The following is a 13,951-nucleotide window of genomic DNA, read 5'->3' on the forward strand; positions in this document are numbered from 1 at the left end:
TGAAGGAAGAAAATATTTAGTCATGGATTCCGCTTCTCCACTTGGAACACCGAATATCACCTGATGCCGATGCCAAACTCTGTAAATCTTCTTGAAAGACAGTCCAAATAGCCTCGTAAAGAATCAAAGTCCGAAAATGAAAAGCGACGTTTTTTCCGTGGAACAAGTCTAGAAATATTTATATCGCATAAACAACAAGACAGTATATGTTTTCTGGGAAATTCGTAAAAACAGACGGATACCAGCGAGTTCCCTATAATCAAAGATAAATCAAAACCGTATTGTCACGGGCGTTCCGGCTTCGCTTTCCATGAGTATTTTCCTTGCGACAAGTCGCGGAAAATACACATGGAAACAAACGCCCGGACAATGGTTTTGATTTCGGGAAAGATTATAGGGACTCACTGCGACCGACGCGACGCATGACCGTGTCATTGATGAAAAAAGGAGGGCCTCCTTTATATCCCTAATAAATCCGGCAGGAAGTACGGGATATATGGGCAGACCTGGCAATGTCTTATGAAAAAAACGCCGCCCCATGAGAAGACAGGGACTTCAGCTCCCTCTGCTCTGCATAATCCTCCCTTTGCGCCCGTGCCGGCTTTTTCGCCCTTCCCCTGCATACCATATCCTTGTTTTCACGGCATGTTTCTCTCACGGAAAACCAGTCTTTCGGACATTTGATGACATCTGATGACACCTGATGACACCTTTTTGAAAATCAGTGTTTTATTCGGATTTAGCCCATATTTTTGAAGTGTCAAAGCAATTTATTAACCCCAAAAAGAAAAGGTATGGCACAAGAAAAGAGCCCGAACGAAAAGCCTAGACAGCCCCGGAAACCGAAGGTCATGAACGATGCCCCTTTGGTGGAACAGATCACCGAGCTGATGATGATTCATAACAAGAGCGATCCGAAAGCCGGTGTACAAGTGGTCAGCGAGATCGACAAGGACGGGAAGGTCAAGACGGTTCCAGCGGACGAGAAGAATGAAAACTCATTCCTGAAATTCGACAAGAACTCGAGCATACTCGAAAACTTCATCAAGAATTTCTGGAGCCAGTTCAAGGAACCGACCCATTTCCGCCTGCTCCGCATGACCTTCCACGACTACAAGGTGAACAAGCAGGCGATCAAGGACCTGGCGGAAGGGAAAAAGACGGACGTGGTGAAGGAGTTCCTCAAACGCTACGAGATCCGTCCGAGAGAGAACAAAGAGGAACAAAACATGAATAAACAAGAGACAGCCATGGCAAAAAAAGAAACGCAACCGCAGGAACCCCTGCAACAGAGTGAGGTACAACAAGCATCCCAGCAACAACAGCAACCGCAGGCACAGCAGGTGCCGCAAGAGCCGCAAGGCCCGCGCTATCGTTACAATGAGAACATGATCGACTGGGAGGGATTGGACAAGATCGGTATCTCAAAGGCGACACTCGAACAGCAAGGACTTCTTGACTCCATGCTGAGAGGTTACAAGACCAACAAGCTGGTGCCGCTGACACTTAACATTCCCGGCGTGCTGACAGCCAAACTGGATGCGAGGCTCTCGCTCATACCACAAGAGAACGGGCAGGTGGGGCTGGCCGTTCACGGTATACGCAAGGAACCGCAACTGGAACGCCCTTATTTCGGGTTTAACTTTAGCGAAGAAGACAAGAAGAACCTGCGTGAGACCGGCAACATGGGACGTGCGGTGGAACTCAACCTGCGTGGCAGCGAGTACACCCCCTGCCTGATCTCCATCGACAAAAACACCAACGAGCTGGTCGCTGTCCGGCAGGAACATGTCTACATCCCGCAGGAAGTGAGCGGGGTAAGACTTACGGACGAGGAGATCAGACTGCTGAAGGAGGGACAACCCGTCAAGGTGGAGGGGATGACCTCCAAGGCGGGGAAGGAGTTTGACGCCACGCTTCAATACAGTGCCGAGCGCAGGGGGCTGGAGTTCATCTTCCCGAAGAACCAGGTATTCAACGAGAAGTCCATCGGGGGCGTGCCACTCTCGCCCACCCAGATAAAGATGCTCAGCGAGGGACATACCATCCTGGTCGAGGACATGAAGTTCAAGAACAGGGACGGGGCTTTCTCCGCGTTTGTCACGATAGACCAGACGACGGGACGGCCGAATTACACCCGTCATAATCCGGAAACCGGAGAAATCTATATTCCAAAGGAAATCTGCAACGTGCAGCTGACAGCCGAGGACAAGGAGGTTCTGCGCAAGGGGCAGGCCGTCTATCTGGAAAACATGATCAACCGTAAGGGAGAGGAATTCTCCGCATTTGTCAAGCTGGACATGAATACCGGCAGGACGATGTACTCACGCACGCCGGATGGGTTCAACGAGCAGCAGGCACCACGTATCCCGGCGGAGGTTTACGGCCATGTATTCACGGCGCAGGAAAAGGCGAACCTCCAGGACGGGAAGACCCTCCTGGTCGAAGGACTGAAAAACAACGGGCAAACGTTCAGTTCCTACCTGAAAGTAAACCCTTATTCCGGACAGTTGCAGTATTTCCAAGAGAACCCTGATATTCGCAGGGATACTTCCCGTCGTGCAGCACAGGCGGATACCGCCCAAGGCCAGCAGCAGGAACAAAAGAAGGGCGCAAAACAAGCGGTATAACCCCAATCAGAGAGAAACAAAATGAATTTTACAAACATCAAATCCCCAAACCGTATGAATACGAATCGGAACATCCCTTATAATGTAAAAGATATTGATTGGCCCGGCCTGAAGGCCGTGGGTATCAGCAAGGAGCAACTGGAAGCGGACGGCAACCTTGACCTGTTGTTGCAAGGCAAGGAGTCGGAAATCATCCCGTTGAAACTCTGTACCCCGGTAATCAGCCTGACCATGGACGCTACACTCAAACTGGTACCCGGTGACAACAACAGGACAATCATGGAAATCAACGGCATCCGTCAGGAGGAATCTCCAAAGAAATAACAAAAAAATAAAATAAGTTTAACCTGTCCCTGTACTGCCCAATCCGGTACGGGGCATCAAAAAGAAAAAGAATATGATCGCAATAGTGACTGACAGGCCCAACGTGGGCAGAGAGATAGCAAGAGTGTTGGGAGCCGACAGAAAAGAGAACGGTTATATGACCGGGAACGGCTACATGGTGACATGGACATACGGCAACATGCTCTCCCTGGCAATGCCGAAGGATTCAGGGACAGCCCATGTGGAGTGGAAGGACTTTCCCCTGCTGCCGCCTTCCTTCCTGACAGTAAGGCACGTGAAGACGGATACCGGGTGGAATCCCGACATCAATGCGGTGCTCCAGTTGAAAGTGATAGCCAAGGTGCTCAACGCATGCGACACCATCATTGCGGCAACCGATGCCTCCCGGGAAGGAGAGATGCTGTTCCGCCATCTTTACGGTTTTCTGGGATGCAAACAACCCTGCCTCCGCCTCTGGATCTCGTCTCTGACGGACGAGGCCATCACGGAAGGTATGGCGAACCTCCTTCCATGTGACCGGTTCGACAACCTGTTCCTTGCGGCGGACAGCCGTAACCGGGCGGACTGGCTTCTGGGGGTCAATTCAAGCTATGCCATCTGCAAGGCGGTAGGCTTCGGGAACAATTCGCTGGGCAGGGTACAGACACCCGTACTGGCGGAGATATGCAGACGGTACCGGGATAGGGAGAACCACATGCCGGCTGACTGCTGGCCCGTATTCATCAGCCTGTGCAAGAATGACCGTATCTTAAAGATGCGTCACGTGGACGACCTTGTGGTCCGCCGGGAGGCACTGGCATTGTACGAGGATTGCAAGGCGGCAAAAAGTGTCCGCATCACAGCGGTAGGGAAACGGACGGAGGAAATCGGGGCACCGGCACTTTACAACCTGGCCGAACTGCAGAAAGATGCGAACCGTTACCATAGCCTGACGGCCATACAGGTGCAGGAGATTGCACAAGGCCTGTACGAGAAGAAGCTGATTTCCTATCCGCGCACCTCCAGTCGCCTGTTGCCAAAGGATGTATATGACACGTTACCGCCTGTCATGGAAAAGATGCTGTCCCGCAAGGAGTTCCGACAATATGCCGATACGGTTGACCTTGCCGCGCCACGGGACAGTATTGAGGCACAAGACACCATGGAGCATCATGCCATCATCATCACAGGCACACAGCCCGGTAAATTGGACCGGGAGGAAATGTTGGTTTACACGCTCATTGTCGGCAGGATGCTTGAAACGTTCATGCCGCCCTGCAAGGTGGAATACACAACCGTCGATACGGTGTGTGCCGCACGTAAATTCCGCATCCGTACATACCGCATCTTGGAAAAAGGATGGCTCGGAATTTTCGAGAGGGAACATCTTGTCGCAAAAGGCTGTATGCCTTACCTGGTGATGCCGGATCTTTTTCAGGAAGAGATGCTGCCGGTGGCAGGATGCAGCCTTATACATAAGAAATCGTTACCGGTCTCCCCTTATACGGACGAGGAACTGGTGGATTACATGGACAAGGCCGGACTGGGCACCGTCTCCACCCGCACGAATATTCTCCGCACGCTGTTGGAACGTAAATACATCCGTTATTCGGGTAAATATGTCGTCCCGACCCCTAAAGGGCTTTTTCTGTATGAAACGGTACGCAGTATGAAAGTGGCCGATGCTTCCCTCACTTCGGGCTGGGAAACAGAACTGGCACGGATAGAACGGGGGGAACTCTCGCAGGAAAAGTTCCTGGACGGCGTGCTGGAAACGGTAAATGAGGTGACAGGCGAGATATTCCGGAACCATCCGATGGAAAAACCACAGGGAACCACATAAACAAATGTCAAAGCCAACAAGACAAGGGAAGTGCAGACAGTCTGTCTGTACTTCTTTTTTATATGTACAAGATACGTTTTTCCGCTTTTAAGCGGCAAAGGTCTTGGATCGCCTCGTTTTTGCCGCAAGGCGGCCCCCTTTGGGGGCTTGGTTGGTCAAAAGAAAATCATCCTCGCTACGCTGCGGTATTTTCTTTTGCCAAGCCTTGCGCAAAAAGGCAATCCAAGGGCCGGAGGCCTATAAAATCGGGAAAACATATCCCGATGGGATTATTCATTCTTAAAAATTTAAAAACATGAAACTACAACTTATCGAAAACATCTGCAAGCAAACGGTCTCACTGGTTTTGCTTACGGGAATATGCCTGCTCTACAGCAAGGGGATCATTCCCGTGTATCTGCCCGTCCTGTTCCTTTTGTCGGGAACGCTCATCAGCCTCCTCTTCAGGACATTCACCCTCATTGTAAAAATAATTATTGCCCTGACCGTCATGGGCATGCTTGTATAATCCTTAAAGCGTAAAGACATGAGAACCGCTACATTCACCCCGCCGGCTCCGGTTATGCCGGCTGCATGGCCCGCCACAAACCGTGTGAGACCTGTTAAAAAACGGATTCCCGATACGACGGATGGACCGAAACGTATCGGCTACTATCTGGAGTCGTTGAGAGGCGTAGCCTCAAATCCGGACAGGCAGAGAATCCTGAAGGATTTTTTCAAGGAAACTTATGTATAACATTTTAAATTTTACCATTATGTTTTTTCAAGCAATCAACCAAATGATCACGGCAGGCACAGACCTGAGTATCAACATCAGACGAGTAAACAGCAACCTGACGGTGGCCGTTGTTCCCAGGCGGTCGGGGGTAAAGGACGGGGAGCGCATCGTTCCGCTCATCCTGAACGGCACGCCGGAAGAGCTGGATGCGGGCTTCCTGCAGGCTGTCGGCACACCTGTACAGAAAGCGCAGGGCATCCTTACCAACCTGGAAACGTTCGAGAAGCAGGCGGAACAGGCTGTCTCACAAAGCAAAGCCGCCAGGTCTGCTGCGGAAAAAGAGTCCAAAGAGGTCCGCGAGAAACGGGAAAAGATGGAAAAACTGCTTAAGAAGGCTGAGGATGCCATGACCGGCAAACGCTATTCCGAAGCGTTGACATGGCTCAAGCAGGCAAAGGTGCTGGCACTTCCGGACAAGCAAAAGGAAATCGACGAAAAAATGGCGGAAGTACAGAAAAAGGCGTCAGAGGGAAGCCTGTTCGGCATGGAACAACCGTCAGTGTCCAAGCCGCAGCCTGCTCCACAACAGACGGCATCGCAACCGGCGGCAGCCCCGGCATCGCAATACCGGAGCGGAGAGCAAATCCCGATGTTTTTGCCCGAGCAGCCGGCTCCGGTTCCACAACCCGTTTCACAACCGCAACCGCCCCGGTCAGCTGTACATCCCGGACAGCAAACGCCATTTACCGGACAGCCGCAAACACAATCCGTACAATATACTATTTCCGTACCACAAGCGCAACCGGTTCCGCAACAGGCAGTTCCACAACCGCAAGGAATCCAGTTTCATCAACCGGTACAGATGCAACAGGCACGAATAGACGAAAAGCAATGGATGCAACCGGCTCCGCCACAGCCACGATATGCACCGGTACAGGAGGCCGCAAGAACTTATGAGGAGCGTGAATACCTCCGGCAACCGCAAGAGGCTGCAATGTACAACTTCGACAAGGACTGCGAGGACGACCGGGAAATGCTCAGGGAAGACCCGTATGCGGAATATCCGGATTTTCCGAAGGAATGCCGCATGACGGACATGGCACAAATGGACATGGTATATTGTTAAACCTTATAAAAGAAGAGAAATTATGGCACTTGAAATCAAAGGATTGCAGAGAATTTTCAAATTCAGGAAGGACTCTAAAGAACTGGTATTGAGCGACCCGGACAGTAGCCTGTCCGTAAACGAGGTGATGGACTTCTACTCCATGACCTATCCCGAACTGACAACGGCGACCGTCCACGGACCGGAATGGGAGGAAGACAAGGCGGTCTACCGCTTCAAGACAACTATCGGAGTGAAAGGATAAGCGTATGGATAAGAGAAAGAAAAAGGAGGACAAACCATGCAGACAGCTCTCAGAATCAACCAAGGAGAACCTGGCGGGACTCATTATCCGATCGGCCGACCCGTCAGACATCCGAAGAGGAACATCGGGACAAAAAAGGAGGATACTGCCGCCACCGGGAAGCGTCATGATTTTCTGACAGATAAAATTCCTCCCCTTGCACCGGATTTTTGGCATAAGGACGGATATGACGGTTCCCCGGTCAATCTCACGACACCGGAGAATTTTGACTATCTCTACCAATCGGCATCGAACTATGCCGGACTTATGGGTATAAAGCTCCCTTTCCGATACAGGAAAGGGGGCAGCCCCCGTCTGAAAATCACCGAACTGTACAAGGCGATGGAGGAGAGCGTGCCGGAATGTGTCAATCTGGAAGAGAAAGAAGGAAGGCTCCATTTCTGTCTGTTCCGCCATCACGACTGGCCGGAACCCACATTGTTCTGGATTCCCATCGACTTTACGGAACGGCTTCCCATACCATTGAGGAACATTGTCAGGGAGTTCATCCGGCAATTCGTCCGGCATCACGGAGTCTGCAATGTCACCGAGGCGTTTTGCTATGACTTCGCCATAGAGGAACTGGAAGACTGGGAAAACCGGGATTCCGACGCCTCCCCGAAAGAAATCAGGACGAACAAGCGGCTGGCGGATTCCTACCAGTCAGGAAAACGGGCGAAAGCGCTCAAACGGATGTCGGGAAAACCGTTCTGCAACTCTCTAGAAGAGGCTGCACGGAATTACCGGACAAAAAAAGGGAAGGAACAAAAACTACTGGAATTGATAAGGGAGGGTATGGCACTGATCACCCCGGAAAGCCCGAACCTCACAGACTACCTGTACGATTGGGCGTATGAGGAGGAGCGTGATTTTTACCCGGTGGGAATGGAAAGCCAGGTCATGCTGGTCTACTCTACCCGTGACACGCTGGCTGAATGCATGGAAGGATTTATGAATTCGGACTATCAGGAGACTTATGCCCTTACCCCGGTCACATACAGGTTCCTGACACCGGAAACGGACTGTCTCTTCCAAATGGGCGACTACCCGGAAAAGCTTTCAAAATGGCTGGCACGTTTTACAAAACATATAGCTGACAACTTCTAAAATGAACGATATGAATGAACTGACCAATAAATTACAACAGGTGATGGTGCCCAAGGCGGCACTGATCGCGTATGAATACCGTGAGAACCGCTATGGGAACGGAATGCATTACCTCGAACTGCATCCCATCAATGACAGGGGCAGGATGGAGGCTGCCATGCCTGTCACCTATGAGTTCATGGACTCCCTGGTGGAATCCTATACGGATGACAGGCGGAACGTGCCGCACGGGAAAATCCCCGCCAACATGCTGTGGTGTGATACCCGTAAGGGGCACGAGAGGTATATCTGGTACAATCCTCCGGGAAAACGGCAGATGTTCTTTGCCGGAAGCCTGAATATTCCTGACGGGATATTCCATGTGCCCGGCGTGATCTACAAGGTTTCCGGTGGCAGGCTGGACATTTTCTCCTACAAGGGGGAAAAACCGGTGGAAAACAGCCCGCTTTTCCTCGCCCCTTTCTTCAATGTCACGGGCAGCAGTGTTTGTCTGGGAAACGCCGCGTTGACTCCCCCGGAAGACATGACTTTCTCAAAACTCCTCGAGTATTGGGAAAAACGTTTCTGGCTCAGCGAATTCTCCCATCTGGGAGGAAACAGGAACCCGACCGGAAGCAACCTGGTCTCGGTAACGGAAAAGGCACGCACCAATCCGTTTGACGAGAACGAACTGAACCCCATGAACAAACAACTTAAAGACTTACTGGCATGAAAAAGATTCATTATACAGACAGATACCTGCTCAATCCCTACCATCCCGTGACCATCTTCGTAATCGGTGCGGGCGGAACAGGCTCACAGGTGGCCACCGGCCTGGCGCGGATAAGCGTGGCATTACAGGCGCTAGGACATCCGGGACTGCACGTGACGGTCTTCGACCCCGATACCGTCACGGAAGCGAACATCGGACGCCAGCTGTTCAGCGGATCGGAACTCGGATTGAACAAGGCTGCGGCACTTGTGACCCGCATCAACCGTTTTTTCGGCTTCTCGTGGGAGGCAAAAGGGCAGCGTTATCCGCTGAAAGCCTCCGCAGACCGGGAAGAGCCCGCCCTGGCGAACATCATCGTCACCTGCACCGACAACATCCGCTCCCGGATGAACCTCTGGCGGTTCCTGAAGAAACACCGGGAACACACTTCCAACAACGAGCGGTCGCCCATATACTGGATGGACTTCGGCAATGCCCGGACCACCGGACAGGTCCTGATAGGAAACATCCGTGGCAAGATTCTCCAGCCCGTCTCCAACGAATACCTGCCCGTTCCCCGCATGAATGTCATTACCGAAGAAGTACGCTACTCCACCATCAAGGAAAAGGATTCGGGGCCGAGCTGCTCGCTGGCGGAAGCCTTGCAGAAGCAGGACCTTTTCATCAATTCCATACTGGCACAAACCGGCTGCGACATCCTGTGGCGTATGCTCAGGGAAGGAAGGACATTCTACCGGGGAGCCTATCTCAATCTCGATACACTACGGATAAATCCCATTCCGATATAGACAATAAACGTCAGTTTTCTTTTATGCATCCTTACCATGCATAAAAGAAAACTGACGATTCCTGATTGTTCCCGCCGTGCGGTTCAGCCTTTCAGCCGCACGGCACTTGCCACTCCCTTTTCCGTCATGACCAGCTCATACCGGTCCAGCCTTTCATAGAGTTTGCCCAATGTCTTGCATCCATATCTCCTGACCTTGAATTTGGGCATCATTTTTTTCAATGCGCCGCCGATCAGCGAAAGGGACACCTCCCCTTTGCCGTCAGCCGCTTGCTCAAAAGCCTTGTCAAAATACTCCATGTCCCTTCGGATAAAGAATTCGGGAGTATTGTCCGAAACCTTGTTTTCCTTCCGGTCGGCATACAGGAACACGGAACAGGACCGTACCAGCGATACGGGAGTCTTGCCCTCCCCATATCCCAGCACCTTCAATCCGGCTTCCCGTATCCGTTGGGCAAGCAGGCTGTAGTCACCGTCACTGGCTACCAGACAGAAACAGTCCGCCCGCCCGTCACGAAGGATATCCATCGCGTCTATGACCAGTGCAATATCCGTCGTGTTCTTTCCGGGAGCATGGGAGGAAGCCTGTACAAGCCTGAATCCATGCTCCCGGGCAGTTTCCTTCCACGCGGAAAGCGCTTTCTTCGTCCAGTCTCCATAAATTCGTCTCACGATGGCATCCCCATAACGGGAAACAAAGCCCATTATATCCTCCATCTTCTCAAAGGAGGCGTTATCCCCGTCAATAAGGACTGCGACGGCATATCTGGAATTGGTATTTGTCTTCATAACAACTGTTTATGAAACAAAGTTAGCATAACTTCCGCATATTGATACCCCCACGTTCATTTTTTCTTTCCGCGTTTCAGCAAGAATTCCTGTATTTCCGAGCTTCTGTAGAAGTTCTTTCCGTTATCGTCCGTCTGGTAATAGCGGATCAGCCCCTTTTCCCGGTAACGGGCGACTGTCCGCAGCGACACGTTGAGCAGCCTGGCTATATCATAATTGTCCAGCAGCTCGTCCCCGTTCATGAAATCCTTCACACGCCCCATCCTGTCCAGCTTCTTTTCTATGCGGTCAAAACCTTCCACTATGGTCATTATCATCTTCTCAAGCACTTCATTGTCTATATACATCATGGCGTATCTCTCCTGTCTTTTAAAGGTTATTACTGAAATACCCTTTCTTGTGCGCACTTTCGAGAGTATATGCCATCTTTAGTGAAAAATCTATGCCGGAGTGCCGGTATTAACTTAGTTATATATCACATTCTGTTGATAATCAAGCAAATAACATTGCGTAATTTTTATCAGTGGATGGTATGTGTAAAATTTTGAAGTGTAAAATTGTAAAGTCCGTAATGTAAACTTTACAAGTTACAGATACCACCCCGCCTATATTCTTAAAACCGGATAAATTGATGACGCTTCCACACAAGGTATTCAACATATATGGTTGATAATATTTATTTCAGAGCATTTTCCTGAAGTTTGCCCCTGCAGCCCTCTGTTACATATGACGTTTAATGACATCTGATGTCATTTGACGACATCCTTTTGGACATGAATGTTCCCTTTCATATTTTCGTATCCGACAAAAAATGAAGTTTATGGAGTTTGTATGTATCGAGGCTAAAACATTCATGGAAATGAATGAGGCTCTGGAAGCCGTTGCCCAAAAAATGTGTGAAACATGCGGAAGTTGCGTATCCGGTATGGACGACTGGATTGACAACCAGGAGGCTTGTATGCTCATGGACGTCTCTCCAAGAAAGATGTTGCAGCTTCGCAGAAGCAGGGCCATCCCTTACAGTTATATAGACCGTAAGGTGTATTACAAGCGTCAGGATATTATCTGTTTTATGGAAAACAACATTCACCGTATAACCCCTTAAAAGCAAGATGATCCAATCCCTGTTGACCAAAGAAACCCCGGAAATCATTCGTTTTTTCCGGAGCATAGACAGCCTGTCCGAAATGCTGGACAAGCAGGAGGAGAAATTACGTCCGGTTCTGAACGGAGAACGTTACATTACGGATTGTGAGCTTGCCGAACAGTTGAAACTGACACGCAGGACGCTGGCAGAGTACAGGATAAACGGCAAACTGCCTTACTACAAGATAGGAGGCAAATTACTATATAAGGAGAAGGACATCCTTGCTTTGTTGGAAAGAAACAGGGTGGAGGCGTTTGATAACCGGTAATGTCCGTTTGGGAAATATCCGGACTTCAAGTGCTTCCTTATACTGTTCAATGTAAGACATATGAACCAAGGAATCTTTTAAAAACAGATTTTCCTTGCCGGATTTTATTGGGGGGATATATCAGGTTGCGAGGCAAAGGTTTTCCACCTTGGAATCAAGCAGTGTTCCGCATTTCTGTTTCTTACCTGCAAAGGTAGCCTTTTGCCCCTGATCGAGCAAGGCGGTCCTTTGGACCGGTTGGCTGAAAAAATCATCCTCGCTTCGCTGCGGTATTTTTTCGCCAAGCCTTGCACAATCAGGGCAAAAGACAAACGGATGCATATAAGAAAAGAAATACCGGCTTTACCAAAGCCGGGCATGTTTAACCATAAAATAAAAAAGACCATGATCCAAACAAAAAACAAGTATTGCAAGGAAACGTTCATCCGCCTGAACTACTGGTATGACCGGATGCACGGGCTTGTCCAGGAAGACATAGAGAAAGCGAACGCAATGGTGGAACACATCGAAAAGACACGTTCCGACCGGTATCCCCGTACAGGTGACAGCCTGTTCTTTATTTCCGGATACGGTGAACGTTCCCGGCCGTTCTTCGTAGATGCCGTGTATGGAGATAACATCGTGCTCCGGAATTTCTCCTGTGTCCCGTTCGTGTCCCGGGATAAAAAGGGCATCAAATGCGATATGCATGGCGATGAGTGCGTGTTGGTAAAGGCAGGCGATGTAAGGTTCAATACATGGACTACCGGCCGTTTCAAGCATTGGGGGCATTACGGGGCATGTGAAAACGGGGAGGTTTACTACGATGCGAAAATAGCCCTGTGGGAGTGTGACGCACCTGAACATCCGGAAAGCCGGGAATGGTTCAAAATCCATATCCGCAAAAACACCCGGCCGGGCGGGGATATGTACACCGGAGAAATATCCTGCAAGGATGAGGATGGACTCAGGCAGTTTGTCGACGACCATGAAGGTTTCATATTCGCAGAAGAGGGTTCTCCGGAAATGGTCATGCTATGTTTCAGGCATTCCGACATGAGGATTTCCCCGGAAGAATGGGAAAAGATGGACTGTCCGGTATCCGTGCGTGAGATATACGGACAGATGCAGGAAGTAAAGATTGTAAAAGACCATAAAACACATCTGACCACATTCTACTATTAACACAGTATCGCCGCATTAAAAATCAACCCGCTTCCTGCCACGTGCGGCAGGAAGGAAACGAGGGTACACCATCAGACTGTCTTTTCAATTCCTCTATTATTATGGAGCCGGTTGTTTTTCCCGCACAGATATTCATTCAGGTCCTTATATCCGGAATATTCATGCGAGAGATCGCATATACGGATTCCGTATTTCTCCTTTAATGCCTGCACCGCATTTTTTCCGGCCGTATCATTGTCCAGACAGCAACAGATGCCATCATATCGTGAAAGGAAAGAAAAAGCTTTCTGTAAGTTACTGACAGAATTCAACACTATATAATCCCCCTCTTCCAAGGATGGAAAAGCCGCCCTGAAAGACAGAAAATCCATAAACCCCTCAAAAATATAGCAAATCCCGCTCTCCGGTGAGCTGATGATACAACTGATGTCCTTGGGAGCGATACAAGCCTTGAAATACCTGTTCCGTATCTCGTACCCTCCGGAAATATTAGGGAAAGCGATGGCAAAATAATTTTTCCCGTTCCGCTTAAAATGAGCCTCCTTGCATGCTTTTCGGGCCGTTTCCGTATCAATGCACCGTTCCTCCAGATAGGCAAGCAGTATCCGGTTGGCAAGAGGCGTGATTTTCAAGTCCTGAAAGGCGGGATACGCTTTTTCAAAAGGGCAGGAGACAGTAGCCGGCTTCAAAACCGTCCTTTTATCCTCAATACACCGTAACACACGGCTTACATCCTGTGTCCGATAAATCTCCTTGGCTAATGTTATAATATCCCCTCCTTTCCCCAGACCGAAGTCATACCATAGTTCCTTATGGAGGTCTACCTTGAAAGAGGCCTCCTTTTCCGTCCTGAAGGGCGATTTATACCATACGCTGTTCCCACGCTGTATTACCGGTTCATGTCCGAATCCAGCTAAAAAATCAACAAGCCTGATGTTCTTTGCTTCCTGTATGTTCATGACATATCTTTTTCATGAATTAATTCACGATTAACACATAGGACAAAGAACCGCTTTATACCCGAAACAGACAAAACAGTGTCATCAGATGGCA

General features: G+C 49.8%; 16 protein-coding genes. 13 read left to right on the forward strand and 3 right to left on the reverse strand.

Going from position 1 to position 13,951, the window contains the following annotated elements; translation table 11 throughout:
* The first annotated feature begins 794 nt into the window (after positions 1-794).
* From NQ565_RS15935 to NQ565_RS15980, 10 genes are all read left to right on the forward strand, one after another.
* Positions 795-2,630 (forward strand): DUF3945 domain-containing protein, encoded by a 1,836-nt coding sequence (locus NQ565_RS15935; protein ID WP_005656944.1) that lies wholly within the window; start codon positions 795-797, stop codon positions 2,628-2,630.
* Positions 2,631-2,684: 54 nt separating this feature from the next.
* Positions 2,685-2,954, forward strand: a complete 270-nt coding sequence (locus NQ565_RS15940; RefSeq protein WP_040316179.1) for a DUF4099 domain-containing protein — start codon at positions 2,685-2,687, stop codon at positions 2,952-2,954.
* A gap of 73 nt (positions 2,955-3,027) precedes the next feature.
* Complete coding sequence (locus NQ565_RS15945; protein ID WP_005656946.1) at positions 3,028-4,797, forward strand: DNA topoisomerase; 1,770 nt, start codon at positions 3,028-3,030, stop codon at positions 4,795-4,797.
* Positions 4,798-5,092: 295 nt separating this feature from the next.
* Positions 5,093-5,305, forward strand: coding sequence for a hypothetical protein (locus NQ565_RS15950; protein WP_005656948.1), 213 nt, complete (start codon positions 5,093-5,095; stop codon positions 5,303-5,305).
* An 18-nt stretch (positions 5,306-5,323) separates the two neighbouring features.
* On the forward strand, positions 5,324-5,533 hold the full coding sequence (locus tag NQ565_RS15955) for a hypothetical protein (RefSeq protein ID WP_005656949.1): 210 nt from the start codon (positions 5,324-5,326) through the stop codon (positions 5,531-5,533).
* Positions 5,534-5,552: 19 nt separating this feature from the next.
* Positions 5,553-6,641 (forward strand): PRTRC system protein E, encoded by a 1,089-nt coding sequence (locus tag NQ565_RS15960; RefSeq protein WP_040316232.1) that lies wholly within the window; start codon positions 5,553-5,555, stop codon positions 6,639-6,641.
* Between the two features lie 22 nt (positions 6,642-6,663).
* Positions 6,664-6,885 (forward strand): PRTRC system protein C, encoded by a 222-nt coding sequence (locus NQ565_RS15965; RefSeq protein ID WP_005656951.1) that lies wholly within the window; start codon positions 6,664-6,666, stop codon positions 6,883-6,885.
* Between the two features lie 36 nt (positions 6,886-6,921).
* On the forward strand, positions 6,922-8,031 hold the full coding sequence (locus NQ565_RS15970) for a hypothetical protein (protein WP_005656952.1): 1,110 nt from the start codon (positions 6,922-6,924) through the stop codon (positions 8,029-8,031).
* A gap of 10 nt (positions 8,032-8,041) precedes the next feature.
* On the forward strand, positions 8,042-8,743 hold the full coding sequence (locus NQ565_RS15975; RefSeq protein ID WP_040316233.1) for a prokaryotic E2 ligase family D protein: 702 nt from the start codon (positions 8,042-8,044) through the stop codon (positions 8,741-8,743).
* On the forward strand, positions 8,740-9,531 hold the full coding sequence (locus NQ565_RS15980; RefSeq protein ID WP_005656954.1) for a PRTRC system ThiF family protein: 792 nt from the start codon (positions 8,740-8,742) through the stop codon (positions 9,529-9,531). Before NQ565_RS15975 ends, NQ565_RS15980 begins: the two co-directional genes overlap by 4 nt.
* 83 nt (positions 9,532-9,614) lie before the next feature.
* Here the strand turns inward: NQ565_RS15980 and NQ565_RS15985 are convergent, their stop codons facing one another.
* Positions 9,615-10,319 carry an NYN domain-containing protein gene (locus NQ565_RS15985; RefSeq protein WP_005656955.1) on the reverse strand — a complete coding sequence of 235 codons (705 nt, stop codon included), beginning with the start codon at positions 10,317-10,319 and terminating at the stop codon, positions 9,615-9,617.
* A 56-nt stretch (positions 10,320-10,375) separates the two neighbouring features.
* Positions 10,376-10,669: a helix-turn-helix domain-containing protein gene (locus tag NQ565_RS15990; RefSeq protein WP_005636803.1), complete on the reverse strand. Its 294-nt coding sequence runs from the start codon at positions 10,667-10,669 to the stop codon at positions 10,376-10,378.
* Positions 10,670-11,139: 470 nt separating this feature from the next.
* On the opposite strand from NQ565_RS15990, the gene NQ565_RS15995 reads away from it, so the two are divergent.
* The 3 genes from NQ565_RS15995 (at position 11,140) to NQ565_RS16005 (ending at position 12,898) form a co-directional block, all read left to right on the forward strand.
* Complete coding sequence (locus NQ565_RS15995; protein WP_040316234.1) at positions 11,140-11,424, forward strand: helix-turn-helix domain-containing protein; 285 nt, start codon at positions 11,140-11,142, stop codon at positions 11,422-11,424.
* Positions 11,425-11,431: 7 nt separating this feature from the next.
* The gene (locus NQ565_RS16000; protein ID WP_005656957.1) at positions 11,432-11,734 is read left to right on the forward strand and encodes a helix-turn-helix domain-containing protein; all 303 of its coding nucleotides are present in this window, start codon (positions 11,432-11,434) and stop codon (positions 11,732-11,734) included.
* 384 nt (positions 11,735-12,118) lie between these two features.
* Positions 12,119-12,898, forward strand: a complete 780-nt coding sequence (locus NQ565_RS16005; protein ID WP_033572557.1) for a DUF4121 family protein — start codon at positions 12,119-12,121, stop codon at positions 12,896-12,898.
* 71 nt (positions 12,899-12,969) lie between these two features.
* Here the strand turns inward: NQ565_RS16005 and NQ565_RS16010 are convergent, their stop codons facing one another.
* Complete coding sequence (locus tag NQ565_RS16010) at positions 12,970-13,857, reverse strand: toprim domain-containing protein (RefSeq protein ID WP_005656963.1); 888 nt, start codon at positions 13,855-13,857, stop codon at positions 12,970-12,972.
* Positions 13,858-13,951 lie beyond the last annotated feature (94 nt).

Source organism: Bacteroides stercoris ATCC 43183 (assembly GCF_025147325.1).
In the GTDB taxonomy this organism is placed as follows: Bacteria; Bacteroidota; Bacteroidia; order Bacteroidales; family Bacteroidaceae; genus Bacteroides; species Bacteroides stercoris.